We start from the raw sequence: 23,861 nt of genomic DNA, 5'->3' as shown, positions 1-23,861 counted from the left end.
CGCACAAGCCCTTCCTGCCAACAGTTTCCGCCACTTCGCGACCTCGCGCGCGTCGTCCACAGTGACCGCGCAACCATCCACAGAAATGGCCTGACTTATACACACCCCCTGTGCATAAGTCAGCCCGTTGTCAGTTCAGTCAAGCGTTCATCCTTTGGCTGGTTTCAGTGCCATCGGTCGCAGTACGAGATAGCCGGCGTACAGACCGAGAGCGCTGACCACGAGAACGGAAGGCACGGCGACGGCCAGTGGTGGACGGTGGTAGCCGAGGCCGGTCAGGACGTCGGCGAGCCACTGCGCGACGAGCAGGAACTCGGCCGCGACGGCCGGCATCACGGACAGCGGCAGCAGCAGCACGCCACGCCAGAATCCGAACCGGACGAACGTGATGCCGAGCAACCAGCCGGCCACCTCGTGCGACAGGATCAGCAGGAAGAACTCCGCGAAGATCAGACCCACCTGCGAGGTCTTGGTGAACAGGTGCGGGTTGGCGAACGTCTGTGTCCAGCCCTGCCAGCTGTAGATCACATTCTCGACCTGGTAGACCAGCACCCACAGCAGCGCGGTCGCCGCCGCCGCGCCGGTCAGATAGATGCTCGCGGCAACGGACGTCATCCGCCGGGTGATGCCCTGGGCGACCAGCAGGGAGAGGAATGCCGGAGTGACCGTGATGCCGATCGCCATCGAGAAGTACTTCGGTGACTGGGTGCCGTAATCCCATGTGCTGTGGTCGATCCCGCCGGTCACAGCCTTCACCGCGATGCCGACGACGAGGAACCCGACCAGCATCACGAGCCAATAGCCGACCAGCATCGGCCGCAGGCCGATCACCATCGCAAGCACGATCCGCCGCAGCCGCTGTCCGGACGTCACGCCACGCGGCAAGGTCGCCGAAGCGCTCGCCCGCGACACCTGCTCGGTCCTCTCGTCAACAGCGGTGCTCATCCACGTCCTCGCTTCGCTCCGGCCGCGGATGAGACACGATGCGCGCTGTGCCTTCTGATGAACTCGCTGCGCTCGTTCATGAGCGAGCTCCCTTCGTCGGGGCGGTCAGGTGGACGAAGAGCTCCTGCAGGCCGACCGGGCCGACCTCGAGGCCGGCTGCCGCTGCCTCGGCGAGCAGCGCGGGATCGAGATCGCCGAGGACGGTGGTGGACTTGGTTCCACCGAGCCGCTCCTGCGCGAGGACCGTGAAGCGGCCGGTGAACTCGTCCACCGCCGCGGCCGGGCCGACGATCGAGGCACCGCGGCCGCGCAGCGCGTCCACCGGGGACTGGGTGACCAGGCGTCCGTTGTCGAGGATGACGACCTCCTCGAGCAGCGTGCTGACCTCGCTGACCAGGTGGGTGGACAACACGATCGTGCGCGGCACCTCGGTGTAGTCGGCGAGCAGCGCGTCGTAGAAGAGATTGCGGGACGGGACGTCCATACCCAGGTAGCTCTCGTCGAAGATCGTCAACGGCGCCCGGCTGGCGAGCCCGAGCACGACCCCGAGCGCGGATTTCTTACCACGAGACAGCTTCTGGATCTTCTTGTTCAGCGGGATCTCGAAGCGGTCCAGCAGATCACCGGCCACGTCCTCGCCCCAGTACGGGCGCAGGCTCGCGGCGAGACCGACAGCCTGCCGGACCGAGGCCTGTTCGACCAGGTCACCGGACTCGCGGATCAGGCAGACCCGGCTCGTCACAACCGCGTTCTCGTACGGCTCCTGCGCCGTACCGAGGTCGCCACCCTCGATCAGTACCCGACCCTCGTCCGGCCGCCGAAAGCCCGCCAGAACCGCCGCCAGGGTGCTCTTACCGGATCCGTTGCGGCCGAGCAGGCCGTGGATCTTGCCCGGCGCCAGCCGCAGGTCGAGCCGGTCGAGCGCCGGCACCCCCGCGAACCGGACCGACAGGCTCTCTGTCCGCACCGTCAGGGCGAGGTCTTCGATGGTGTCCGTGGTCATCACGCTTCTCCATAGCTGCGGATGTGCTGGATGACATCCTTGAGGGGTACGCCGATCGCCTTGGCCTCCCGGATCATCGGGTCGACCACATCGGCGATGAACGAGTCCCGCCGGCCGGTGCGGAGCAGGTCACGGGCGTTCGGGCTGACGAACATCCCGATCCCGCGCTTCTTGTACAGCACGCCCTCGTCGACCAGTTGCGCGAACCCCTTGGCCGCGGTCGCCGGGTTGATCCGGTAGAAGGCGGCGTACTGGTTCGTCGACATGACCTGCTCATCCTCGGCGAGCGCGCCGGTGACGATGTCGTTCTTGATCTGCTCCGCGATCTGCAGGTAGATCGGACTGCGGTCGTCGAACACCACGCCACCCCCTCACCGGTTCCTTGGTTAGTTACTTGAGTAACGAACCATAGCACCCGGCAGTGTCAGGCCGTCTAGCCGCCGGCGGAGTACTGGGACTGCTGGAGGGACTTCTTCAGCGCGGGCACGGTCGGCCCGACGCGGACGGCGAGTTGGGCCAGCCGGTCCTTGTGGCGGGTGCGCTGATCCTTGGTGACGACCGTGCGGAGATCCGCGGTGGACGCGAGTACGACGACCGCCGCGTCGCGCAGGTCCACCCGGGAGACCAGCCGGGACGGCCGGAGAGTGTCACGTGCGCTCTGCAGGATCTGGCGCCGTACGAGCGGTTGCCGCAGGGTGATGCGGTCGGCGGGGATCAGGCCGAGGATCCGGTGCGGCTCGACCCTGATCAGGTGCGCGCGCTCGAGGTCGTCGCGGACCGCGCGGATGATCGCGCGCGGCCGCCGATCGATCCAGCGCCGCCACTTCCGCGGACCGACGGCGCGGATGTCCTCGAGGACACCGGCCAGCACCGGATCGTACGGCGCGGGCGCCATCGTCAGCCGGGCCCGGCCGTTGTCATCGGCAAGGTTTCCGGTCAGCTGCAGGTCGGTCAGCGCCGCGGCCCGCAGGACTTTCCCAAGATTCGAGCGGGCCGTCAGCCGGCCGCGCTGCGGATCGTAGGCGAGCAGGAAAAGCCTTGCAGGCAAGGCGTCCGGGGCCTTCGCGTTGCCGAGCGCAACAGCCTTCCGGCGTCGGGGCGCCGACGGCCTCCGGAGCGGGGTCACCACTGTCTTACTCATCGTCTTCCTCCTTGGCCGGTCGGCCCGGGCGACGCATCTTACCGACTCCGGTGGGCAGCCGGCCCGCCTCGGCCAGCGCCCGCCGGAGCAGGAACTCGATCTGAGCGTTGGTGCTGCGCAGGTCGTCGGCCGCCCACCGGGCCAGCGCGTCGTGCACCACGGGATCCAGCCGGAGCAGGATCTTCTTGCGTTCGACGGCCACGACAGCCGCTCACTGATAGAGGGAGCCGGCGTTGACCACCGGCTGGGCATCTCGATCGCCGCACAGCACGACCATCAGGTTGCTCACCATGGTCGCCTTGCGCTCCTCGTCGAGCTCGACGACCTCGTGCTCGGACAGCCGGTCCAGCGCGAGCTCGACCATGCCGACCGCACCCTCGACGATCCGCTGCCGGGCCGCCACCACCGCACCGGCCTGCTGACGACGCAGCATCGCCTGGGCGATCTCAGGGGCGTAGGCGAGGTGCGTGATGCGCGACTCGATCACGTGCACGCCGGCCGCCTGCACCCGGGCCGCGATCTCGGCGGACAAGGTCTCGGTGATCTCGTCGGTGCTGTCCCGTAGCGACAGGCCGCCGTCGTCGGTGTGGACGTCGTACGGATAGCTGTTCGCGATGTGCCGGACCGCGGTCTCGGTCTGGATCGCCACGAACTCGACGAAGTCGTCGACCTCGAACATCGCCTGCGCGGTGTCCTCGACCTGCCAGACCACCACCGCGGCGATCTCGATCGGGTTGCCGTCGGCATCGTTGACCTTGGCAACGGCCGTCTCGTGGTTGCGGATCCGGGTCGAGACTTCCCGGCGGGTGGAGATCGGGTTGACCCAGCGAAGACCGTCGGTCCGGATCGTTCCGGCGTACCGACCGAGGATCTGCAACACCCGCGCCCGCCCCGGCGAGACCGGAGTCAGCCCGGCCGCGACGATCACCCCGACGACGAACAGGACGCTCCCCAACGCGATCATCCCGCCCTCCCCGTGCGCGGCGCCGACGCTGAACTGCACCACGCCCGCCACCAGCAGCACGAACGCCACCAGCGCCACTGGCCACCCGTTGACCTGCCAAGCCACCCGCTCAGTCACCTTCGGCTTAGGCATCTCCACCGCAACATCCATCTCCACCATCACCACTCCCTTTCGCTATCCCCAAGCTCGCAAACTGATATCACTTTAACAACCCAGGCCTGCACGCACGCGGCTGAGTCAAGCGGCGTACGGCGCACGCCGGCCTGACCGACCGCCATGAGCGGACGACCGCCGCGAGCGCGTGAGCGGACGACCGCCGCCGGGAGCGCGGGCAGGGCGAGAGCCCCGGGAGCCATTTGAGGGGCGGGAGCGACCCCGCTGGGCCGCGCGTATGGGCGGGGCCCGGCTGGGGACGCTGGGTCGGGGTGTGTGGGCGGGGCTCTTAGAGGGGGCGGGCCAGGGAATCCAGGTGGGATTGCCAGGGGGTGGAGTGGGAGTTGGGGAGGGGGTCTATGGGGGAGTCGGACCAGGCGTGGATGGGGCGGATGCCGTGGAGGGCGTTGACGAGCCAGGCTTCGGTGGTGGATTGGAGGTCGGTGGGGGTGATGGGGTGCTCGACGACGGATACGCCCTGGGTGGTGGCGATGCGGCGGAGGAGTTGAGCGGTGACGGACGGGAGGAGGGGGCGGTCGGAGGGCGGGAAGCAGAGGGTGTCGTCTTCCCACCAGGCGAGAGCGGAGTACGCCGCCTCGAGCACGGAGCCGTCGTGGTCGAGGAGGAGGATCTCGTCGGCCCGATGGGGAGCGGATTCCTTCAGCTTGCCGAGGAGCTCGAGATCGGGGCCTTTCACCCGCGGCGCCGTCCGCGGATCCGGGCCGTCATGTACGGCGACGCGGACGCGCCCGCCGATCGGAGGCGCCGGCCGGAGCTGGACCGCCAGCTCGCCGGACATCCGCAGCTCGAACCGCGGGAACCATCGGCCGAACCCGGGCAACCGCCCGGCCTGCTCGTCCCAGAACGCCTCGGCGGACACCCCGACTGCCGCACACGACCGTACGAACCGTTCCCGGTGCAGCTCGATCCCACGGACCTTCCCGCCTGCCACGAGGAACGAATCCGCCACCTGCAAATCACTCATTTCCCCCACCCTTCGGCCGCGGCGGTTGCGCCTACGGCTGCTGTTGCCTTTAGCACCATTTCTTCGTACTCCGCGACCGGCTCGGAGTCGAGCACGATCGCACCCCCCGCTCCGATCATGGTCTCGTCCGGCGTGAGCACCGCCGTCCGGATCACCACGCTGAGATCCGCGCGCCCGTCCACGGTCAGGTAGCCGAGAGCACCCGAGTAGACCCCGCGCGCGCTCCACTCGAGCGAGTCGAGGATCTCCATCGTGCGGATCTTCGGCGCGCCCGTCATCGACCCCGGCGGGAAGCACGCGCGGACCGCGTCGACCGCGGACACCCCGGACCGCAGCCGGCCGCGCACGGTCGTGACCAGCTGATGCACGGTCCGGTAGGTCTCGACCTCCATCAGCTGCGGCACGTGCACAGTCCCCGGTTCGCTCACCCGGCCGAGGTCATTGCGGATCAGGTCGACGATCATCAGGTTCTCGGCCCGGGTCTTCTCGTCCTCGGCCAGCGCCTTCGCGGCGAGCTGGTCCTGCGCCGGGTCCGACTCGCGCGGCGCGGTTCCCTTGATCGGCCGGCACTCGGCCCACCCGTCCCCGTCAACGGTGAGGAACCGCTCCGGCGACGAGCTCGCCACCGCGAGATCGCCGTACCGCAGGAAGGCGGCGTACGGCGCTGGGTTCGTGGCCCGCTGCCAGCGGAAGAACTCGAACGGGTCGGGCACCGCCGGCAGCCGGACCCGGTTCGTCAGGCAGACCTCGTACGTCTCGCCCGCCTCGAGCTCGGCCATGCACGCGGCGATGCCGGCCAGATACGTCGCGCGGTCCTGCTCGAGATGCGCCTCGAGATCAAGATGAGCGATCGCCGGAATCTCGACGCTGCCCATCCACCAGTCGGACGCGGCCAGCTCGGCGCGCTCGAGCCAGTCCTCACCCGCGCCGGGTTCGTCCACCGCGACGAGGTAGGTGAGGTCGTTGTCGTGATCGATGACGACGAACCGGTTCGCCCAGATCCACAGCGCGTCCGGCGCCGGCGACTCGTGGGCCGCCACTCCCCCGGTCAACGCCTTCAACTCGTACCCGAAGTACCCGACATAGCCACCGCTGAACAGCCCGTCCAGCTCAGCCGGTACGTCGGCCACCCGCGCACCCAGCAACCCGTTCAACTCGGCGAACACGTCACCGTCGGAGACCTCCCGTACGACGACCTCCGCCTGCGGACCCAGCGTCGTACCGAGGACGGAGACGCGGCGGATCGCCCGGTCCGTCAGGCTGCCGTCGAGCCAGAACGCGACCGGTTCACCGGCCAGCAACTCGCGGTAGACCGTCTCACCGTCGAGCGCCCGGTCGACCCTCCGGACGGACCAGCTCAGCGCACCCACAGGCACACGGTACAGACCGTGGAGGCTGGTGCCACCCAGTGATCAGGAACCAGTCAGAGCGAGCTTGGTGCGCATCGCGGTGATCCGGCGGATCGGGATCGCGACCTCGAGGCCGTCCTTGGACTCGGCCCGGTCCGCGAGCCACCCGGCGGCGGTGTTCCGGCGGACGTCCGGCGTACCGGGAAGGTAGAGCGCGTTGACCAGCCGGCAGGCGTCGTCGCGGCTGTGGATCGTGTACACGTACCGCTCCCGCTGGCTCTCCATCACGTCGAAACCGGCGTGATGGAGCTGGTCCTTGAGCTCGGTGATCTCGCCACCGGCCGGGAACTGCGGGGTCGACCGCAACCGCGTGGTCAGCCCGCTCAGCGTGCGGATGTCACCGCGTCGCAGCGGTCGCACGGCCGGCACGATCGCAGCCAGTACGCCGCCCCGCCGCAGCACCCTGGCTGCCTCAGCCAGCACCTCGGGCAGCGGCTGCAGCACCATCAGGCCCATCGAGCAGGTGACGACGTCGAAGACCTCGTTGGCGAACGGCAGGTGCAGCGCGTCCGCCTGAACCTTCGGCCCCGGCGCACCGGCCAGCTGAGCCTGGTTGTTGTCGACACCCACGACCCACCGGCCGTGCAGCTCGCGGGAGACCGGGCCGTTGCCGCATGCGAGGTCGAGGACCCGGCGGGCCTCCCCCGAGACAGCACGGGTCAGCCAGCGGTACGGCGTATGGTCGCCTGCCACCGCCCTGGACAGCAGGGCTTCGGTGCTGCCCGGAGCCGCGGTGTGGAACTCCCGCAGATACTCCGGCCAGTCGATCGCGTTCTCAGACATTGCGGTCAGACGCTACCTGGTGCACACACGCCGTACAGCATCGAGCGCTCTCCGTACGAGGTCTTAATGGAAGCTTGAACGTCAGACCCGGCTCACGAAGATGTGCCCGGCCGTCTCGTCACTGATCACGCCGCCGGCCTCGCGGCTACCCACCAGCACACCCTCGGCGTCCAGCGTCGAGTCGACCTCGCGGCCCGGAAGCGCGCCGGCCTTGCGCAGCACCGCCATCGCGCCGTCGTCGCTCTGCACCGGCTCGGCGATCCGGCGGACCAGCACCCGGACGCTGTCCCCGGTGGCCTGGTCGAGCACCTGGTCCAGCGCCTCGACGCCGATCCGGAAGTCCTCGGTCGCACTCGCGTGGCCGTCGTTCTGCAGTTCCTCCAGACCCGGGATCGGGTTTCCGTACGGCGACTCGGTCGGGTTGCCGAGGATCTTGAGCAGCCGCAGCTCGACGGCGTCACTCATCACGTGCTCCCAGCGGCAGGCCTCCGCGTGCACGTCCTCCCACTCCAGCCCGATCACGTCGACCAGCAGCCGCTCGGCCAGCCGGTGCTTGCGCATCACCCGGGTCGCCTGTTTGCGGCCGACATCGGTGAGCTCGAGGTGCCGGTCGCCTTCCACCTTGATCAAGCCGTCGCGTTCCATCCGGGCGACCGTCTGGCTGACCGTCGGCCCGGACTGGTGCAGCCGCTCGGCAATGCGCGCGCGCAGCGGGAGGATGCCTTCTTCTTCCAGCTCGTACACGGTCCGCAAGTACATCTCGGTGGTATCGATCAGCTCGCTCACGACAACCATTCTCACCTATGCAGGCAAGCCTTACCCAATCGCCGTGGGTACAGGCGGAGGATGCGACCCGTGACAGCGATGATGTGGTTTCGACGGGATCTCCGACTGGCCGACAACCCAGCGCTGCTCGACGCGGTGGCTGCGGGTGACGGGCGGGTGCTCGGGGTCTTCGTGCTGGACCCGTTGTTATGGGACCGATCCGGCGATCCACGTCGCGAGCACCTCGCCGCCTCGCTGCACCGCTTGTCCAGGTCCATGGGCGGCAAGCTCGTCGTACGGCGGGGTGATCCGGCGGACGTGATCCCGGCCGTCGCCGAGGAGGTCGGAGCGAGCAGCGTGCATGTCAGCGCTGATCACGGTCCCTATGGGCAGCGGCGCGACGGAGAAGTTGAAGCTTCATTGAAGTGTCCGCTGGTGGCGACGGGCTCGCCGTACGCGATCGCGCCCGGGCGGATCCTCAACCAGCAAGGCCGGCCCTATCAGGTGTTCACGCCGTACTTCCGGGCGTGGCTCGAGCACGGCTGGCGGAAGCCCGTCGACGCACCGGCCGAGGTGGACTGGACCAAGGCCGACAGCGAGGACCTGCCGGAGGGCAGCGCGGACGGCGCCGGTGAGCAGGCTGCGCTCGAGCACTGGCGCGCGTACCTCGACGACGTCGCCGGGTACGGCGATGAGCGGGATCGACCCGATCTCGACAGCACGTCGCGGATGTCGATTCCACTCAAGTACGGCGAGATCCACCCGCGGACGATGCTGGCCGACCTGGCTCGCAAGCGGAGCGCCGGCGCGGAGGCCTATCGCCGCGAGCTGGCCTGGCGGGAGTTCTGCGCGGATCTGCTCGCGCGCAACCCGCATGCGGCCTGGAAGCCGCTGCGACCGGAGTTCGAGCGGATGCGGTACGACGAACCCGGCGAACTGTTCGACGCCTGGTGCGAGGGCCGGACCGGGTTCCCGCTGGTCGATGCCGGGATGCGACAGCTTGCCGAGACTGGCTTCATGCACAACCGGGTGCGGATGGTGGTGGCGTCGTTCCTGGTCAAGGACCTTCATGTGCACTGGAAGTTCGGCGCGCGCTGGTTCATGCAGTCCCTACGTGACGGCGACCTGGCCTCGAACTCGCTGAACTGGCAGTGGGTGGCCGGCTGCGGCGCGGACGCCTCGCCGTACTTCCGGATCTTCAACCCGGTCGGGCAGGGCGTGAAGTTCGACCCCGACGGTACGTACGTCCGCCGGTGGGTGCCGGAGCTGCGGCACCTCGACAGCAAGGCCGCCCACGAACCTTGGAAACACGGCGGCGCCGACGACTACCCGGATCCGGTGGTCGACCACGCCGAAGCCCGCCGCGAGGCGCTCCGCCGGTACGACGCGATCCGCTGATCCATCGCGGCTCTTGACCCGGCCTTGGCCCATACCCCTATAGTGCTAGGTAACTAGATGAATGGGGTTACGGATGATCGAGTTTCATCTGGACGGGCGGTCGGGGGTCTCGCCGTACCAGCAGATCGTTCAGCAGGTCCGGAACGCGTTGCGGCTCGGTCTGCTCCGGGAGGGAGACCAGCTGCCGACGGTGAAGGACGTCGTCGCCGCGCTGGCGATCAACCCGAACACGGTGCTCAAGGCGTATCGCGAGCTCGAGCACGAAGGCCTGGTGCAGGCCCGGCCGGGGCGCGGCACGTTCGTCACCCGCACCCTCACCGACAACTCGCTGGCCGCGCACGGCCCCCTGCGGCAGGACCTCCGCCGCTGGCTGGCCAAGGCCCGCAAAGCCGGCCTCGACGACGAGAGCATCGAGGCGTTGTTCCTGACAACCTTTCGGACCGCCGCTCAGGAGGACATAGCTTGACGTCCTCCCCGCCCACCAGGACAGGGATTTCAACCCATCTACGCGGAGGTAGTCAGTTGAGGTTCGCGCTTCAATGCCGACAGACTTGCAACGGCTCCACGCGCAGTCACGGCACGCCCTGCCGCGATGTTGATGGCTGCATTCACTTCGGCGTTCGCGGTGTAGCCGCAGGACCGGCACAGGAAGACGGCTTGGCTCTCGCGCGCCTCTTTGTCCGTTGTCCCGCAGCGCGAACACGTCCGCGAGGTGTTGGCCGCCGGCACCTTCTCGACCCGACCGGCAGCCTTGTCCTTCAGTCGCTGGACCAGTCGCCCCCAGCCGCTGGCGAGAATGCCGCGGTTGAGCCCGGCCTTCTGCCGAACATTCCTCCCCGGGACGGCAGTCGTCCCCTTCGCCGAGCGAGTCATGTTCCGGATCTTCAGGTCCTCGACTCGGATCACGTCGAACCGACGCGCAAGCGCGGTGGAGGTCTGCTCGACCCAATCCTTGCGCCGATCCGTTTCCCGGGCCTTCAGCTTGGCGATCGCCGTCCTGATCCTGACGCGCCGGTTCGATCCGCGTTGAGCACGTGCGAAACCGCGCTGCAACCGGAGCAAACGGGTCTTCTCACCGGGGGTGAGTCCGGGGCACGACAGGAACTCCCCCGTCGACAAGGCAGCCGACACGACCACGCCTCGATCCACGCCGACAATCTCCCCGGTGCCGGGCGGCGGGATCGGCTCCGGGGCCACAGCGAACGCGAGATGCCACCTGCCTGCGCTGTCGCGGGTCACCCGGTACGACTTCGCCTCGGGCAACTGGCGGGACAGCCGGAACTTGATCCAGCCGACCTTCGGAACGAGGACCTGTCCCCACTTCCGCGACAATCGTTCGACCCGAGACGCCTGACGACCGACGATCCGGAACCCTTCGTGTCGACCGGCCTTGCGCCAGGTCGGCCGCCGGTGAGTGCCGGCGAAGAACCCGGTCACGGCTTGATCGAAATCCCGCAACGCCTGCTGCTGCACCGTCTGCGACCCAGCGCGCAACCAACCGTTGTCCTCGCGGGCTCCGGTGAGCTGCCGTGCCTGCTCGACGAACCGGGGAGGCTGCGAACGGCGGCCGGGCCGCCACATCGACCACTGCTCGAGCGCAAGGTTCCACACGAACCTGGCGTGCCCGCAATGCTCCAGCAACGCCGCGACTTGAGCAGGCGTTGGAGCGAGGCGGTAACGGGACACGCACAGAAGCCAATCAGACAACACCGACACTTTCCGAAGGGAGGGAGATGGCGTTTCCTCCTCGCTCCGAAGGGCGAGGTTTCCACGCCATCAATCCGATGACCGCGGTGCTGCAAGCCCAGGGGTTGGGGAAGAAATATGGTCGGCGCTGGGCGTTGACTGACTGCGATTTAGAGGTTCCGGCCGGGCATGTTGTGGGGCTGGTGGGGCCTAACGGGGCCGGTAAGAGCACGTTGCTCAATATGGCTGTTGGGATGCTGACGCCGACGACGGGGTCGGTCAGTGTGCTGGGGGCTCCGGCCGGGACTCAGCAGGCCAAGGTCGGGTACGTCGCTCAGGACACGCCGACGTACCAGCGGTTGAGCGTCGCCGATCACCTGAAACTCGGCGCGCGACTCAACCCGGGGTGGGACGAATCCCTTGCTCAGCAACGGATTCAGCACCTGCAGCTCGACCCTAAGCAGCGGGCCGGCAAGTTGTCCGGCGGACAGCGGGCGCAGCTCGCGCTCACCCTCGGCCTGGCCAAACGTCCCGACCTGCTGGTCCTCGACGAACCGGTCGCCCCGCTCGATCCGCTGGCCCGCCGGGAGTTCCTGCAGGACCTCATGGCGGCGGTCGCCGAGCAAGAGTTGAGCGTCATCCTGTCGTCGCATCTTGTCTCGGACGTCGAGCGCTCCTGCGACTACCTGATCGTGCTGGTCGGTTCGCGCGTCCAGGTGAGCGGGGAGATCGACACGTTGCTCGCGACGCACTTCCGGCTGATCGGACCGCGGCGCGATCAGAAGGACCTGCCACAGGACCAGCACGTGGTGACCGCGAGCCACACCGACCGGCAGTCGACGTACCTGATCCGGACGGACCGGCCGATCCTCGATCCGGCCTGGAACGTCACCCAACTCACGCTCGAGGACCTGGTGCTGGCCTACATGGGCCGCGACGTCCAGCCCGAGCGTCCGGTCCTGGAGGTGCAGCGATGATCTGGCTGACCTGGCGGCAGTTCCGTGTGCAGTTCCTGGTGGTCGCGGGGGTGATCCTCGCCACCGCGATCGTCCTCGCGGCGACCGGCCCGAACCTGCTCGACGACTACCACCGCCTCACCGACAACTTCATCCGGAACCTCGGCTTCGAACGCCTCAACCCGACGCTGTACATCGTCGGCCAGGTTCTGCTGTACGCCGTTCCGCCGGTGATCGGAGCGTTCTGGGGCGCACCGCTGATCTCCCGCGAACTGGAGACCGGCACCCACCGGTTGGTCTGGAGCCAGAGCGTCTCGCGCCGGCGCTGGCTCGCCACCAAGATCGGGGTCACCGGGCTGGCCGCGATCGCGATCACCGGCGTGCTGAGCCTCGCGGTGACCTGGTGGGCAGACCCGATCGACGACGCGATCAACGCCGGCCAGAACTCGAACACCTACCTGCCCCGGATGTTCCCACCGGTCTTCAGCGCCCGCGGCCTGGTTCCGATCGGGTACGCCGCCTTCGCGTTCGCCCTCGGGGTCGCGCTGGGGCTCGTGATCCGCCGCACCCTGGTCGCGCTCGCGGTCACACTGGCCGCGGTGATCCTGATCCAGGTCCTCACACCGTCGCTCATCCGGCCGCACCTGCTCGCGCAAACCGACCAGTACATCGTCGCGTCCGCGGACAACATCCGGGGCTTCATGCTGAGCGGCGACACCCAGCCGCCCGAGGTGAAGGCGATCGAGGTGGCGAGCGGATCCGTCGGCGCGTGGAAGCTGTTCGACAAGACCGTGGACAAGAACGGCAAGGTGCTGAGCACGCTGCCGAGCTGGGCGATCGAGTGTGAGCCGGAACCTCCGCCAGGTATGTCACAGCAGCGCGAGACGTCGCCGAAGTCCGCCGCATGCTTCCAGCGGCTGGCCGACGAAGGCTACCGCCAGCACGTCAAGTACTTCACCGCGGACCGGTTCTGGGCGCTGCAGTGGCGGGAGTTCGGGTTGTTCATGCTGCTGGCGTTCGCGCTGACCGGGTTCAGCTTCTGGCGGATCCGCCGCGACCTGTCCTGACCGCTCGTACGATCAGGGCCAGCGCAAGGAGTACGGCGGCCACCACCGCGGAGGTCCACGGGAGGGTGACCGCGAGGACGACGCAGCCGATCAGGCCGATCACGTTGATGGCGCGAGGCCATCGACGTTGATCGGCCGGTTGCGTGAACGCGGCCGCGTTCGCGATCGCGTAGTACAGCAGAACGCCGAACGACGAGAACCCGATCACTCCTCGCAGGTCGGTGGTCAGCACCAGCACGCCAACGACCACGGCGAGCGCAACCTCAGCGTGGTGCGGCACCTGGAACCGGGGATGTACGGCGGCCAGCCACGCAGGGAGATCGTGGTTGCGCGCCATCGCGAGGGCTGTACGGCCGATGCCCGCGATCAGGGCGAGGAGGGCGCCGAGGCTGGCGAGGGCCGCACCCACCCGCACGACCGGTGACGCCCAGGCAGCGCCGACGGCGTCGACCGCATCAGCCAGTGGTGCGGTGCTGGTCGCCGGGTCGAGGACCCGGAGGAGCCCAAGGCCAACGGCAAGATAGATGCCGATGGCAACGACCACGGAGATGCTGATCGCCCGCGGAATGGTCCGGGCGGGGTCGCGGACCTCCTCGCCCATCGTCGCGATCCGTGCGTACCCAGCGAACGCGAAGAACAAGAGCCCAGCCGCCTGCAGAACGCCGTACGGCGAGGTGCCCGCGAGGGTCGGCAGGTCACGGTGCGGCCCACCGGTGAACAGCACCACCAGCACCAGGGCAAGCACTGTCAGGGTGCAGGCGACGATGATCCTGGTCAGCCGGGCGGTCCTGGTCACGCCGCGGTAGTTGACCGCGGCAAGGCCGACAACCGCTGCCAACGCGACCAGCCTCTGCTGCCATTCGGCTCCCGGCACCGCGTACGTCGCGAACGTCAACGCCATCGCCGCACACGACGCTGTCTTGCCCACCACGAAAGACCAGCCGGCGGCGAACCCCCACCACTCTCCCAGCCGCTCACGCCCGTACACATACGTCCCGCCCGAGACGGGATAGACAGCAGCCAACTGCGCCGACGAGACCGCGTTGCAGTAGGCAACCACTGCCGCGATCACCAGCCCGATCAACAACCCGGAACCGGCGGCCTGCGCGGCCGGCACCCACACCGCGAACACCCCGGCACCGACCATCGACCCCAGCCCGATCACCACCGCATCGCCGACACCGAGCCGGCGGGCCAACTGAGGTGAGGTCATGGGGCCTCCCGGCCTGGACTGAGGAGCGTAGGGAGCGAAGCGACTGAAGCGACGAGGGAAGGCCGGGAGGCAAAGCCCCATGACCACGCCGGTGCCGAAGGCCCGGCCATAAGCTCAGTCGTCCGCCGCCATCGCCGCAGCGATCTTCCGCTCGGCATCGGCCACGACCTCCTCGGGCGCCTCGGGCAGCAGGTCCGCCCACAGCGGCAGCATCTCCCGCCTGGCCTCGAGCATGCCCAGCGGGCGGGGGAAGAACCACACGTGGAAGTGGGCCGAACCGTCGCCCCAACGATAGACGTGCACCCGCGCGATGTCGCCGAGGGCCAGGATCGCCCGCTCGACCCGGGCGACGACCGGACCGTAGCTCGCGGCGACCTGGTCGGGCAGATCGGCGAAGGAGTCGTGATGGCCCCGGCTGGCCAGCCAGACCACCCCGGGAATCGTGACGCCGGTGGCCCGGCACAGTGCCCAGTTCTCGTCGACCCAGAGCGGCGGCTGGTGCTCGGACTGCTCGTAGCTCGCCAGCCAGTCACACAGTCCGCATGGATCGCCGCCGGGTTCCCCGACCCGCGGCGGCTCGGGGATCACTCGCGGCTGCGGCTCGAGCCGGGTCAACGGTTCGGCGTAGGGAAGAGTCATGGCGGTCCCTCCAGAGACGTGGTTTCCGCCAGTGAAACATGGCCGTTGCAGAAAATGCAACGGTTATGTTGCATCAGAAGGTGACGACGCCCCGCAGCACGAGGTCGAGGGTGAGCCGGCGCACCCGGGACCGGGACCAGTGGTGCCGCCCGCGCATGTGCACGTAAGTGAAGGCAGCCGAGACCATCACCACCTCGGCGACGTCGCTGATCCGGCCGTGCGGATGCAGCGTGCCGTCCGCCTCGCCCTCCCGCAGGAACCGCTCGAACGGATCGATGAACGACACCGGGCCGTTGCGCGCCTGCTCCTGGTGGAACACCAGGTCGGACGACAGCATCAGCGGCAGGTGCCGGTCGATCACGTCGAACAGCGCCTCCAGCGTCCGGACCAGGCCCTCGCGACCGGTGCCGGAACCGGACAGCACGGGCCACATCGTGTTCCGGTAGTCCTCGGCCAGGGCGTCCAGCAGAGAGTCCAGCAGGGTCTCGACGGTCAGACCCTGGCGCCACAACGTGACCCGGGACCGGCCGACCTTCTCGGCGACCCGCTCCAGCGTCACGCCGGACCAGCCGTGCTCGGAGAGAACGGCGATGGTCGCCGCACGCAGCGTTTCGTCCACCGCCACCGTCATCGCGATCGACTCCTCACGCGCGAGTCTTGTGCAACATGATCGTTGCACTGCACGATGACTGTATCAAGCGCCGAGGAGGACATCGCGTGGACGCCAGGACCGAGATCTCGCTGCGGTTCACCCCGCAGGAGCAGGCCGGACTGACCGCGCTCGCGGCCGGGCTGCGTGCAGTGGTCGAGTCCGACCTCACCGAGGAGGACGCCGTGGTCGCGGCGATGGAGTTCGCGCTGACCCGGCTGATCGACGACTTCGAGGTGCCCGACCCGACGGCACGCGACCAGGTCCAGCAGGCGCGGGACGAGCTGCGCGCCCACTGGATCCGCGGCAACGCCTCGTTGATGTAGCCGCGGAACCTCAGACCGCCTTGAGAACGCCGAGCAGGCGGGCGACCTCGGCAGCTACCGCGTCGCGAGCCGGCCCCAGGTACTTGCGGGTGTCGACCAGCTTCGGGTTCTCGGCCAGGACTGCGCGGACCCGCTCGGTGAACACGTTGTTGAGGTGGGTCGCGATGTTGACCTTGGTCATCCCGGACTCGACCGCGCGGGTCAGGTCGGGATCGGCCACGCCGGACGAGCCGTGCAGGACGAGCGGTACGGCGACCGCCGCGTGGAGTTCCGCGATGAGGTCGAAGTCGAGGGTGGCGGTGCGTTCGGTCATCGCGTGCGACGAGCCGACCGCGACGGCGAGTGCGTCGACGCCGGTGGCCTCCGCGAAGGCGACCGCCTCATCCGGACGGGTCCGGGCACCGGGTGCGTGGACGCCGTCCTTGCCGCCGACCTCACCGATCTCGGCCTCGACGAAGACGCCGTGGTCGTGGCAGAACGCCGTCACTTCGCTCGTGGCCGCGACGTTGTCGGCGTACTCGAGTTTGGAGGCGTCGTACATCACCGAGGTGAAGCCGAGCGTGACCGCCTCGGTGACCAGGTCGCGGTCCATCGCGTGATCGAGGTGCACGACCACCGGAACCGACGCGGCGGCCGCGGCGGCCAGCGTGGCGACGCCGATCGGCTTGAGCGCGCCGTGGTACTTCACCGCGTTCTCGCTGATCTGCAGGATGACCGGTGCGCCGGCCCGCTCGGCACCGGCGATCAGCGCGGTCGCGTGCTCCAGCTGGATCACGTTGAACGCACCGACCCCCCGCCGGGCCTTGGCCGCAGCCAGCACCACCTCGGCCCCAGAAACCAACGGCATGGATCCTCCTTAGTTGACCGCGACCTGCGGTTGCCAGCGCCGGTAGGCGGCCAGATCGATGTCGCCGGCCACCGGTGTCAGCACGGCCGCGGCCGACGCGGCGACAGCAGACTTGAGTACGACGGACCAGTCGGGCTCCGGCGATTCCGCGACGGCCGCCGCGACCACCGCCGTACAGGCATCGCCCGCACCGGTCGGGTTCCCGCTCACCGTCTCGACCGGGAGCGCCCGCCAGACGCCCTTGGTGCTAGCAGCAACCATCCCGCGGGAGCCGTCGGTGATCACGGCCGCGGTCGCGCCGAGCTCGACCAGTTGCCGGGCGCCGTCCTCGACCGTCGTGTCACCGAGCGCGTCCCGCAGCTCGGCCGCGTTGGACCGCACCACCGCACCGGCCTTCGCGGCCGCGGTCAGCCTGTCACCACCCGCGTCGATCACGGTCAGTACGTCGTGATGCCGTGCGCGGACCGCGAGTTCGGCGTACGCGTCGGCCGGCAGCCCCGGTGGGAGGCTGCCCGAGCAGGCCAGCACACCCAGCCGGCTCCACGGCATCCGATCGCCGAACGCGCGCCACTCGTCCGCGCTCACGGTCGGCCCGGCCTCGTTGAAGATCGTCGCGTCCCCGTCGGCACCGTTGACAATGGCAACCGTACGGCGGGTTTCGCCGGCGATCGGGGTCAGCAGCGCGGTGAGCCCGGCGTCGAACAGCTCCTCGGCGACCAGCTCACCGGTGATCCCGCCGACGAACCCGAAGACCAGCACCTGATGCCCGAGCGTCGCCGCCACTCGCGCGACGTTCACGCCCTTGCCGCCAGCGCGTCGCCGGATGTGCTCGACCCGATGACTCCCACCGACAACGAGATCGTCGACCTCGTAGGTGACGTCCAGTGCGAGGTTGAGAGTGACGGTCCCGATCAGTCCAGCCACGACCCTGCCCGCATCACCTTCTGGACGGCGTACTCGTCGTCCAGCAGCACCAGGTCCGCCCGCTTCCCGACCTCGAGCGAGCCCACGTCGTACCAGCCGAAGGTCTGGGCCGGTGTCGTCGACGCCATCCGGGACGCGTCCACCAGCGACACCCCGGCCTTGACCGCGTTGCGGTAGGAGACGTCCATGGTCAAGGTGCTGCCGGCAATCGAGTGCGTGCCGTGGGCAAGCGTCACCAGGCCCTCTTTGACGTCGACCTCGAGGCTGCCGAGCTTGTACCGGCCGTCCGGCATCCCGGTGGCTTCCATCGCGTCGGTGATCAGCGCGATCCGGTTCACGCCGGCGGCCGCGAGCGCGACCCGGACCACCTGCGGATCCAGGTGCAGGCCGTCGTTGATCACCTCGAGCAGCAACCGCTCGTCGTTGATCGCAGCGCCGACCGGGCCTGGGTCGCGGTGATGGAACGGCCGCATCCCGTTGAACAGGTGGGTCGCCACGGTCGCGCCGGCGTCGGCGCCCGCGATCATCTGCTCGTACGTCGCATCGGTGTGCCCGAGCGCCGCCACAGCGCCCGCGTCGACCACCTGGCGGATCGCCTCCAGGCCGTTCTCCAGCTCCGGCGCGATCGTCACCATCTTGACCGCGTCGCTGAGCACCTTCGCCACGTCATCCTTCAGCGGCGGCCGCAACAAAGTGGGCTCGTGCGCACCACACCGCGCCTCGGACAGGAACGGGCCTTCGAGGTGGACGCCGGCGATCACGCCATCGGTGATCAGCTCGGCCAGGCAGGCCGTCTGCGCGACCAGGTCGTCGAGCGGCGCCGTGACCAGGCTGGCGAGGGTGGTCGTCGTACCGTGCTTGGCGTGGAAGGCCGCGACCTTGCGCGCCTCCTCCGGATCGGTGGTCGAGTACGTCGACCCGCCGCCACCGTGGGTGTGGATGTCGACGAACCCCGGCACCACGGTCACGTTGCCGAGATCCTCGGGCCGCTTGCCGTCGGCGGGCATCCCGTCCGAGCGGCGGCCGAACGCGCGGATGTCCTCGTCGACCACCTGAATCCAGGCGCCCTCGAGAACGTCGTCCGGCGTCACCAACCGGCCTACGCGGTACGTGGTCATGGGGCCTCCCGGCCTGGAATGAGGAGTGTAGGGAGCGCAGCGACTGGAGCGACGAGGGAAGGCCGGGAGCCAAGGCCCCATGACCCTGCCGGCGCCGAAGGCCCGGCCAAAAGCACCGTCATTCAGCGCTCCCCTTCTCGTTGGCTTCCACCCGGTCCCACGCCATCAGGGCGGCGCCGAGACAGCCCGCGTCCTCACCCAGCACGGCGGCGACGATCTCCGGCTCCCGCTGGAACGTCAGCCGCGCGTGGATCCCGTCGCGCAGTGGCTGCAGCAGCGTCTCGCCCGCTCCGACCAGTCCACCGCCGATGGCGATCCGCGTGGGCGCAACCAGGGTGGTGTAGAGGACGAGGGCGTCGACCAGCACGGCCAGCGCGTCGTCCCAGACCTGAGCGGCATCCGGATCACCGGCCGCGACCAGCTCCAGCACCTCGCGGGCGCCGTCCATGGTCCGACCGGTGCGAGCGCCGTACCGGCGGGCCAGCGCGGCAGCGGAGGCGACCGTCTCGAGGCAGCCCCACTGACCGCATGCGCACAGCTCGGCCGTGTCACCGTGGATGAACCTCGTATGGCCGAGCTCGCCGGCGTAGCCGTCGCCGCTGACCAGGGAACCGTCGATCACCATCGCCGCGGCGATCCCGGTGCCGAGCGGCAGGAACATCGAGTTCGTGGTGCCGGCCAGGGCGCCCTGGCGGAGCTCGGCGTACCCGCCGGCCCGGACGTCGTGGGCGAGCACGATCGGTACGTCGTTGCGGACGGCGGCGGTGATCTCGGCCAGGACCGGCGTACCGACCCAGGCCAGGTTCTCGGCGCCGACGGTGCCGGTGGCGGCGTCGATGACACCGGGGACGACGACGCCGATGGCGCGCACCCGGTGGGCGTCGGCGGTCGCCTTCTGGCCGAGCTCGACGACGGTTTCCAGCAAGGCGTCGAGCACGGCGCGGCCCCCGGCCTCCCGGGGAGTGGGCCTGGTCTCGCGGTGCAGCACGGCACCGTCGGCGGCGACCAGGCCGCACTTCATCCGGGTTCCACCGAGATCGACGGCAACCACGACTTCACAGGGGTCCACGGAGCGCCATTATGCAGCGTTACCCGGCAGTCCGAACATCCGTGAGCAATTCTCGGACAACTCCCGCCAGACCACCGGACAGCTCCGAGCAGACCACTGGACCCTCTGGTTCAGTTGCTTCCGGAATCCGTGGGCAGGGTGCCACGGGTTTCGGACGCCACCGATCAGGGGCGCAGGCCGCGGTCGAAGGCCGCCACCAGGAAGGCGATCAGGTCCTCGGCCAGACGGCCGGGATCCTCTGCCACCGTGACACCGGGTGCGATACCGGATGGACGGGACAGTGCCTGGGACTGGTGCAGGGCCAGCAGGCCGAGCATGTTCACGTACCCGAACCCGACGGCCTCAGGCGTCGCGTGCGGCAGCGCGGCCTGGAGTGCGGCCAGGTAGCGCTTCTCGATGGGATCGGACTCCGCCGCGTACAGCTCGCGGATCCGCTGGCTCGGATCGAACGCGATCCGGCCGATGAAACGTGCGACCACGGCACCACGCTCGCCGCGGCGCATGACCAGCTCCAGTCCGGGCTCGATGAACGCCCGGATCAACTGCTCCTGCGTCGGTCGTCCGGAGGCTTCCAGCTGGTCCAGCCGGCGCCGCCGCTCGGTGTTGACCGGCGCCATCGCCCGCGAGACCGCAGCCCTCAGCAGGGCTTCCTTCGAACCGAAGTGATAGTTCACCGCCGCGATGTTCGCGGCCGCCGCGACCGTGATCGCGCGCAGCGATGTTCCCTCGTAACCCCCTTCTCCGAATCGTTGCTCAGCGACGTTGAGCAACCTCTCCCGGGTCGATTCGACCGGTGTCTCCACAGAGTTCTCCTTCCCCCCGGGCCACTGCTCGCTCAGGCACCCCACCTGCTCACTCGCCGTAGCCTGCAGTCAGCATAGTTCAAACGGTCGTTTGAACTGGAGGGCTCAGCTCTGTTATCTCCGAGAATTCCTCAGATTTCTCTGAAACTGCTTCCTTCCCACCGTGATCGGAACTCACACCTGTGTATTTCGCTCGCTGCCGCGACCGTGCCCGGCGATGTGGTCGACACTGTGCCGGACGCTTGTTTGGCTACTCTGCGTGGCAGAGCGAACGACCGAACGTGAGCGGTTGGGGTCCGGTCCTCGATTCTGGTTAGGGTCGTGGCCCATGAGCGTGGTTCGGGTTGAACAGCGGTTTCGGGGACCGGAGCGATCGGGCAACGGCGGCTACGTGGCCGGCCTGGTCGGTACGGCGTTGGCTGGGCGGCTCGACGGGACCTCCGTGCCGCGCGTGACCCTACGGATGCCACCGCCACTCGACCGGGATCTCGACCTCGCGGCGAACGCCGACGGGGCGCAGCTGACGGACGGGGACGCGCTGGTGGCGGATGGGTCGCCGGTCGACAGCGCCTTTCTCGCGGACGCGACGATCGACCCGGTGTCGCCGGAGGAGGCTCTGGCGGCGGAGGCGTCGTACCGCGGGCTGAGCAATCACCCGTTCCCGACGTGCTTCGTGTGCGGGCCGGCCAACGCCGGCGGGCTGCAACTGAAGCCCGGGCCGGTCGGCGACGGGCGTACGGCGTGCACCTGGACGCCGGCCGCGGACCTTGCGAACGGCGACGGACTGGTGGACGAGACCTTCCTGTGGTCCGCGCTGGACTGCCCGGGCGGCTGGGCGATCGACCTGGAGGGCCGGCCGTCGGTCCTCGGCCAGCTGACCGCGTGCATCGACGCACGCCCGCCGGCCGGCGAGGAGTGCGTCGCGCTCGGCCGGTACCTCGGCGAGGACGGGCGCAAGACCTTCACCGCCAGCACCCTGTACGACGCCGACGGCCGGGTGCTCGCCCGCGCCCGGCACACCTGGATCATGGTCGACCCAGCTCTGTTCAACTAACGCCCGCGGGCCGCGTGGGCGCGGACCTTCGCGCGGTTCCCGCAGGTCGCCATCGAGCACCAGCGGCGGCGGCCGCGCGGATCGAGGAACAACCATCCGCAGGCCGGGCAGACGCGGACGTGCGCCCGGGACGGGCCGGTGACCAACTCACCGGCCAGGAGCGCGAGTTGGTCGAGCGGCTTGGCCAGATCTTCCGGAAGCTCCCAACCGGCTCCCTCGTCGGTCGACACCAGTCGCCGTCGCCCGGAGGCCTTCTCGATCACCCGCGCCACCGCCTCCAAGGAGGTCGCCGCGCCGGTCAGGACGTCGTACAGGTCGGCGCGGAACTCCAGCGTCGCGGCGAGCCGCCGGGACGCCTCGGTCGGCTTGGCCGCGGCCTGCTCGATCAGCCGGAACACGGTCGCCGGCGGCAACAGGCCGACGTACGAGTTCCAGATCAGGAAGGCCTCGTACGACGTCAGCCACTCGGTCCGGGCCGGGCCAGGGGTGGTCCAGTCGGACCGAGTGTTGACGAAGTCGAGCACCGGGTCCGCGCCGATCGGCTTGGGCAGGACGACCCCCTGCACGAGCTCGAGATGTGACGGCAGCGCGGGCACGGTCCGGCTCTCAGCGGGTCGGCTGCGTGGTCGTGGTGGGCGTGGTCGGCACCGGGATGCTGACGTTGCCGTTCTGCGGGATCACCATGAACTGGATCTTGCCCGACTCGATCGCGGTCTTCAGCAGGTAGCCCTGCGCGCCGAGCATCGCGACCTGCTGCTTGACCGACTGCAACTCGACGTTCACCTGCTGGTTCTTCTGCTCCTGGGTGGCCTTGGCCAGCTCGGCGCGCTGCTTGGCCTCCAGGCCGTCGATGATGCCCTTGTCCAGCGGCGTCGGCTTCTGGATCGTGAACGACAGCTCGCCGCAGTCGTTGTTGCCGTTGTACGACGGTCCGCAGAAGTAGTCACCGCCGACGGCGGCCGGCAGCAGCCGGGTGAACTCCTTGGCCGCCGCGGTCTGGAAGGCGGACTTCTTCGCCTCGTTGTTGTACAGCTCGGCCCACGCGTAGTTGGTGGCGACCGCGGCCAGCGCCCGGTCGATCTGCGGGCGGAAGTAGGACTGCAGCATGTCGTTCCAGCCGCTCTCCTCGTAGGCCTCGGTCTTCAGGCCGATCCGCTCGTGGAAGGACTTGATCACGTCCTTGGCCCGGTTCAGCGTGAAGTACACCTGGACCCGGACGCCGAGCCGGACGTTGTCCTTGCTGACCACGGTGACCTCGTCGGCCGCATCGGTGTCGGCGCCGTCACCGCCGATGATGTACGAGCGCTGGTCGATCGGGTAGGTGTACAACGTGTCGCCCGGGCCGATCAGCTTGTTCGTCGAACCGGGCGGGATGATCGACTTGAACTTCTTCGCCTCGACCACGCCGCCGCCGTAGTGCAGGCCGATCCGGTTCGTGTCGGTGCTGGCGAAGTTGAAGATGTTGAACAGCACGATGATCAGGATGACGAGCAGGACCAGACCGCCGATCACCTTGGCCTTCGCGCCCCCGCCCTTCGCGACAGCCGCCGCGTTCCCCAGTCTTGCCATCAGTCGTCGAGCTCCTTGCTCTTGCGTTCCACCAGTCGCCGGATGTCGGCGAGGGTCAGGTCGGCGGTGACCGCGACGTCGCGCGGCACCGACGGATGCGAGGAGAGCGTACGCAAGCCCTGCTCCGCAGCCGCGACCGCCCGTTCCAGCGACCTGACCTCCTGCAGCAGCGCCCGATGCTCGGCGTTGACCGCGGCCAGGGCCCGCTCTGCCTGGGCAGCCCGGCGGTACGACGCCCACGCGAACCAGCCGGTTCCGATCAACAGCAGGATGGCCGGCAGCCCGAGTCTGATCATGGGTCCTGCATCTCTGCTTGAGTGCAGTTGCCGCTCAGCCGCCGATGAGTTCCTTGAGGGGGTGGGGGTCGGTGTCGACGGCTTGTTGGAGCAGTCGGT

Annotated in this window: 28 protein-coding genes; 6 read left to right on the top strand and 22 right to left on the bottom strand. The window is 68.9% G+C overall.

All coding sequences use genetic code 11. The annotated features are described in order from the left end of the window. Positions 1-147 precede the first annotated feature (147 nt). The 10 genes from AB0E63_RS28985 to AB0E63_RS28940 all read right to left on the bottom strand — a co-directional run bounded on the left by AB0E63_RS28985 (position 148) and on the right by AB0E63_RS28940 (position 8,169). Positions 148-945: a hypothetical protein gene (locus AB0E63_RS28985; protein WP_360373058.1), complete on the bottom strand. Its 798-nt coding sequence runs from the start codon at positions 943-945 to the stop codon at positions 148-150. Positions 946-1,021: 76 nt separating this feature from the next. Further along, on the bottom strand, positions 1,022-1,948 hold the full coding sequence (locus AB0E63_RS28980) for an ABC transporter ATP-binding protein (protein ID WP_360373055.1): 927 nt from the start codon (positions 1,946-1,948) through the stop codon (positions 1,022-1,024). After that, positions 1,948-2,310: a GntR family transcriptional regulator gene (locus AB0E63_RS28975; RefSeq protein ID WP_360373052.1), complete on the bottom strand. Its 363-nt coding sequence runs from the start codon at positions 2,308-2,310 to the stop codon at positions 1,948-1,950. Before AB0E63_RS28975 ends, AB0E63_RS28980 begins: the two co-directional genes overlap by 1 nt. Positions 2,311-2,381: 71 nt before the next feature. After that, positions 2,382-3,089, bottom strand: a complete 708-nt coding sequence (locus AB0E63_RS28970) for a GPP34 family phosphoprotein (protein WP_360373049.1) — start codon at positions 3,087-3,089, stop codon at positions 2,382-2,384. Continuing rightward, positions 3,082-3,291, bottom strand: coding sequence for a hypothetical protein (locus AB0E63_RS28965; protein ID WP_360373046.1), 210 nt, complete (start codon positions 3,289-3,291; stop codon positions 3,082-3,084). Before AB0E63_RS28965 ends, AB0E63_RS28970 begins: the two co-directional genes overlap by 8 nt. Before the next feature lie 9 nt (positions 3,292-3,300). Next, positions 3,301-4,212 (bottom strand): SPFH domain-containing protein, encoded by a 912-nt coding sequence (locus tag AB0E63_RS28960; RefSeq protein WP_360373043.1) that lies wholly within the window; start codon positions 4,210-4,212, stop codon positions 3,301-3,303. A gap of 283 nt (positions 4,213-4,495) precedes the next feature. After that, positions 4,496-5,191, bottom strand: a complete 696-nt coding sequence (locus AB0E63_RS28955; protein WP_360373040.1) for an aminotransferase class IV — start codon at positions 5,189-5,191, stop codon at positions 4,496-4,498. Beyond that, positions 5,188-6,561 carry an aminodeoxychorismate synthase component I gene (gene pabB, locus AB0E63_RS28950; RefSeq protein WP_360373037.1) on the bottom strand — a complete coding sequence of 458 codons (1,374 nt, stop codon included), beginning with the start codon at positions 6,559-6,561 and terminating at the stop codon, positions 5,188-5,190. Before pabB ends, AB0E63_RS28955 begins: the two co-directional genes overlap by 4 nt. A 42-nt stretch (positions 6,562-6,603) precedes the next feature. Then, positions 6,604-7,383, bottom strand: coding sequence for a methyltransferase domain-containing protein (locus tag AB0E63_RS28945; RefSeq protein ID WP_360373034.1), 780 nt, complete (start codon positions 7,381-7,383; stop codon positions 6,604-6,606). Between the two features lie 81 nt (positions 7,384-7,464). After that, on the bottom strand, positions 7,465-8,169 hold the full coding sequence (locus AB0E63_RS28940) for a metal-dependent transcriptional regulator (protein WP_360373031.1): 705 nt from the start codon (positions 8,167-8,169) through the stop codon (positions 7,465-7,467). Positions 8,170-8,229: 60 nt separating this feature from the next. Between AB0E63_RS28940 and AB0E63_RS28935 the strand changes: the two genes are divergently transcribed. Together AB0E63_RS28935 and AB0E63_RS28930 are read left to right on the top strand one after the other, a co-directional pair. Continuing rightward, entirely contained in the window at positions 8,230-9,546 is a 1,317-nt protein-coding gene (locus AB0E63_RS28935) for a deoxyribodipyrimidine photo-lyase (RefSeq protein WP_360373028.1), read from the top strand. A gap of 73 nt (positions 9,547-9,619) precedes the next feature. Continuing rightward, on the top strand, positions 9,620-10,012 hold the full coding sequence (locus tag AB0E63_RS28930; protein WP_360373026.1) for a GntR family transcriptional regulator: 393 nt from the start codon (positions 9,620-9,622) through the stop codon (positions 10,010-10,012). 38 nt (positions 10,013-10,050) lie between these two features. Here the strand turns inward: AB0E63_RS28930 and AB0E63_RS28925 are convergent, their stop codons facing one another. Next, positions 10,051-11,232, bottom strand: coding sequence for a transposase (locus tag AB0E63_RS28925; RefSeq protein WP_360373023.1), 1,182 nt, complete (start codon positions 11,230-11,232; stop codon positions 10,051-10,053). Between the two features lie 47 nt (positions 11,233-11,279). Between AB0E63_RS28925 and AB0E63_RS28920 the strand changes: the two genes are divergently transcribed. Both AB0E63_RS28920 and AB0E63_RS28915 read left to right on the top strand, forming a co-directional pair. Next, positions 11,280-12,209, top strand: a complete 930-nt coding sequence (locus AB0E63_RS28920; protein ID WP_360373020.1) for an ABC transporter ATP-binding protein — start codon at positions 11,280-11,282, stop codon at positions 12,207-12,209. Continuing rightward, on the top strand, positions 12,206-13,255 hold the full coding sequence (locus AB0E63_RS28915) for an ABC transporter permease subunit (protein WP_360373017.1): 1,050 nt from the start codon (positions 12,206-12,208) through the stop codon (positions 13,253-13,255). The genes AB0E63_RS28920 and AB0E63_RS28915 overlap by 4 nt, the downstream gene beginning before the upstream one ends. On the opposite strand, the gene AB0E63_RS28910 is transcribed toward AB0E63_RS28915, so the two are convergent. The 3 genes from AB0E63_RS28910 to AB0E63_RS28900 form a co-directional block, all read right to left on the bottom strand. Next, a complete protein-coding gene (locus tag AB0E63_RS28910; RefSeq protein ID WP_360373014.1) occupies positions 13,221-14,468 on the bottom strand; it encodes an APC family permease in 1,248 nt (415 codons plus the stop codon). The genes AB0E63_RS28915 and AB0E63_RS28910 overlap by 35 nt on opposite strands. A 114-nt stretch (positions 14,469-14,582) precedes the next feature. Then, a complete protein-coding gene (locus AB0E63_RS28905; RefSeq protein ID WP_360373011.1) occupies positions 14,583-15,107 on the bottom strand; it encodes a hypothetical protein in 525 nt (174 codons plus the stop codon). A 73-nt stretch (positions 15,108-15,180) separates the two neighbouring features. After that, positions 15,181-15,738 (bottom strand): hypothetical protein, encoded by a 558-nt coding sequence (locus AB0E63_RS28900; RefSeq protein WP_360373008.1) that lies wholly within the window; start codon positions 15,736-15,738, stop codon positions 15,181-15,183. An 86-nt stretch (positions 15,739-15,824) separates the two neighbouring features. Between AB0E63_RS28900 and AB0E63_RS28895 the strand changes: the two genes are divergently transcribed. Beyond that, the gene (locus tag AB0E63_RS28895; RefSeq protein WP_360373005.1) at positions 15,825-16,082 is read left to right on the top strand and encodes a hypothetical protein; all 258 of its coding nucleotides are present in this window, start codon (positions 15,825-15,827) and stop codon (positions 16,080-16,082) included. A 10-nt stretch (positions 16,083-16,092) separates the two neighbouring features. Here the strand turns inward: AB0E63_RS28895 and AB0E63_RS28890 are convergent, their stop codons facing one another. From AB0E63_RS28890 to AB0E63_RS28870, 5 genes are all read right to left on the bottom strand, one after another. Then, complete coding sequence (locus tag AB0E63_RS28890; protein WP_360373002.1) at positions 16,093-16,929, bottom strand: class II fructose-bisphosphate aldolase; 837 nt, start codon at positions 16,927-16,929, stop codon at positions 16,093-16,095. Between the two features lie 9 nt (positions 16,930-16,938). Beyond that, positions 16,939-17,853, bottom strand: coding sequence for a hexose kinase (locus AB0E63_RS28885; protein ID WP_360372999.1), 915 nt, complete (start codon positions 17,851-17,853; stop codon positions 16,939-16,941). Next, entirely contained in the window at positions 17,841-18,971 is a 1,131-nt protein-coding gene (gene nagA, locus AB0E63_RS28880) for an N-acetylglucosamine-6-phosphate deacetylase (RefSeq protein WP_360372996.1), read from the bottom strand. Before nagA ends, AB0E63_RS28885 begins: the two co-directional genes overlap by 13 nt. Positions 18,972-19,089: 118 nt before the next feature. Then, on the bottom strand, positions 19,090-20,040 hold the full coding sequence (locus AB0E63_RS28875; RefSeq protein WP_360372993.1) for an ROK family protein: 951 nt from the start codon (positions 20,038-20,040) through the stop codon (positions 19,090-19,092). Positions 20,041-20,204: 164 nt separating this feature from the next. Then, complete coding sequence (locus AB0E63_RS28870) at positions 20,205-20,843, bottom strand: TetR family transcriptional regulator (protein ID WP_360372990.1); 639 nt, start codon at positions 20,841-20,843, stop codon at positions 20,205-20,207. A gap of 328 nt (positions 20,844-21,171) precedes the next feature. Here AB0E63_RS28870 and AB0E63_RS28865 point away from each other — a divergent pair, with 328 nt between their 5' ends. After that, the gene (locus AB0E63_RS28865; protein ID WP_360372987.1) at positions 21,172-21,897 is read left to right on the top strand and encodes a hypothetical protein; all 726 of its coding nucleotides are present in this window, start codon (positions 21,172-21,174) and stop codon (positions 21,895-21,897) included. Here the strand turns inward: AB0E63_RS28865 and AB0E63_RS28860 are convergent. The 3 genes from AB0E63_RS28860 to AB0E63_RS28850 are packed head-to-tail and all read right to left on the bottom strand — an operon-like array spanning position 21,894 to position 23,762. After that, positions 21,894-22,493 (bottom strand): CGNR zinc finger domain-containing protein, encoded by a 600-nt coding sequence (locus tag AB0E63_RS28860; RefSeq protein WP_360372984.1) that lies wholly within the window; start codon positions 22,491-22,493, stop codon positions 21,894-21,896. The genes AB0E63_RS28865 and AB0E63_RS28860 overlap by 4 nt on opposite strands. Positions 22,494-22,503: 10 nt before the next feature. Beyond that, positions 22,504-23,466: an SPFH domain-containing protein gene (locus AB0E63_RS28855; protein ID WP_360372981.1), complete on the bottom strand. Its 963-nt coding sequence runs from the start codon at positions 23,464-23,466 to the stop codon at positions 22,504-22,506. After that, positions 23,466-23,762 carry a hypothetical protein gene (locus AB0E63_RS28850; protein WP_360372978.1) on the bottom strand — a complete coding sequence of 99 codons (297 nt, stop codon included), beginning with the start codon at positions 23,760-23,762 and terminating at the stop codon, positions 23,466-23,468. Before AB0E63_RS28850 ends, AB0E63_RS28855 begins: the two co-directional genes overlap by 1 nt. Positions 23,763-23,861 lie beyond the last annotated feature (99 nt).

Origin of the sequence: Kribbella sp. NPDC026596 (assembly GCF_040638415.1) — a bacterium.
Taxonomy (GTDB): Bacteria; Actinomycetota; Actinomycetes; order Propionibacteriales; family Kribbellaceae; genus Kribbella.
Note: the sequence above shows the minus strand (reverse complement) of the source record. Positions and strands in the feature narration are given on the sequence as shown.

What these genes read in the sequence shown, in the direction of transcription:
- AB0E63_RS28985 (WP_360373058.1), bottom strand. Translation starts at nt 945, where the DNA reads ATGAGCACCGCTGTTGACGAGAGGACCGAGCAGGTGTCGCGGGCGAGC.
- AB0E63_RS28980 (WP_360373055.1), bottom strand. Translation starts at nt 1,948, where the DNA reads ATGACCACGGACACCATCGAAGACCTCGCCCTGACGGTGCGGACAGAG.
- AB0E63_RS28970 (WP_360373049.1), bottom strand. Translation starts at nt 3,089, where the DNA reads ATGAGTAAGACAGTGGTGACCCCGCTCCGGAGGCCGTCGGCGCCCCGA.
- AB0E63_RS28960 (WP_360373043.1), bottom strand. Translation starts at nt 4,212, where the DNA reads ATGGTGGAGATGGATGTTGCGGTGGAGATGCCTAAGCCGAAGGTGACT.
- AB0E63_RS28955 (WP_360373040.1), bottom strand. Translation starts at nt 5,191, where the DNA reads ATGAGTGATTTGCAGGTGGCGGATTCGTTCCTCGTGGCAGGCGGGAAG.
- AB0E63_RS28945 (WP_360373034.1), bottom strand. Translation starts at nt 7,383, where the DNA reads ATGTCTGAGAACGCGATCGACTGGCCGGAGTATCTGCGGGAGTTCCAC.
- AB0E63_RS28935 (WP_360373028.1), top strand. Translation starts at nt 8,230, where the DNA reads ATGCGACCCGTGACAGCGATGATGTGGTTTCGACGGGATCTCCGACTG.
- AB0E63_RS28930 (WP_360373026.1), top strand. Translation starts at nt 9,620, where the DNA reads ATGATCGAGTTTCATCTGGACGGGCGGTCGGGGGTCTCGCCGTACCAG.
- AB0E63_RS28920 (WP_360373020.1), top strand. Translation starts at nt 11,280, where the DNA reads ATGGCGTTTCCTCCTCGCTCCGAAGGGCGAGGTTTCCACGCCATCAAT.
- AB0E63_RS28915 (WP_360373017.1), top strand. Translation starts at nt 12,206, where the DNA reads ATGATCTGGCTGACCTGGCGGCAGTTCCGTGTGCAGTTCCTGGTGGTC.
- AB0E63_RS28910 (WP_360373014.1), bottom strand. Translation starts at nt 14,468, where the DNA reads ATGACCTCACCTCAGTTGGCCCGCCGGCTCGGTGTCGGCGATGCGGTG.
- AB0E63_RS28905 (WP_360373011.1), bottom strand. Translation starts at nt 15,107, where the DNA reads ATGACTCTTCCCTACGCCGAACCGTTGACCCGGCTCGAGCCGCAGCCG.
- AB0E63_RS28900 (WP_360373008.1), bottom strand. Translation starts at nt 15,738, where the DNA reads ATGACGGTGGCGGTGGACGAAACGCTGCGTGCGGCGACCATCGCCGTT.
- AB0E63_RS28890 (WP_360373002.1), bottom strand. Translation starts at nt 16,929, where the DNA reads ATGCCGTTGGTTTCTGGGGCCGAGGTGGTGCTGGCTGCGGCCAAGGCC.
- nagA (WP_360372996.1), bottom strand. Translation starts at nt 18,971, where the DNA reads ATGACCACGTACCGCGTAGGCCGGTTGGTGACGCCGGACGACGTTCTC.
- AB0E63_RS28865 (WP_360372987.1), top strand. Translation starts at nt 21,172, where the DNA reads ATGAGCGTGGTTCGGGTTGAACAGCGGTTTCGGGGACCGGAGCGATCG.
- AB0E63_RS28855 (WP_360372981.1), bottom strand. Translation starts at nt 23,466, where the DNA reads ATGGCAAGACTGGGGAACGCGGCGGCTGTCGCGAAGGGCGGGGGCGCG.
- AB0E63_RS28850 (WP_360372978.1), bottom strand. Translation starts at nt 23,762, where the DNA reads ATGATCAGACTCGGGCTGCCGGCCATCCTGCTGTTGATCGGAACCGGC.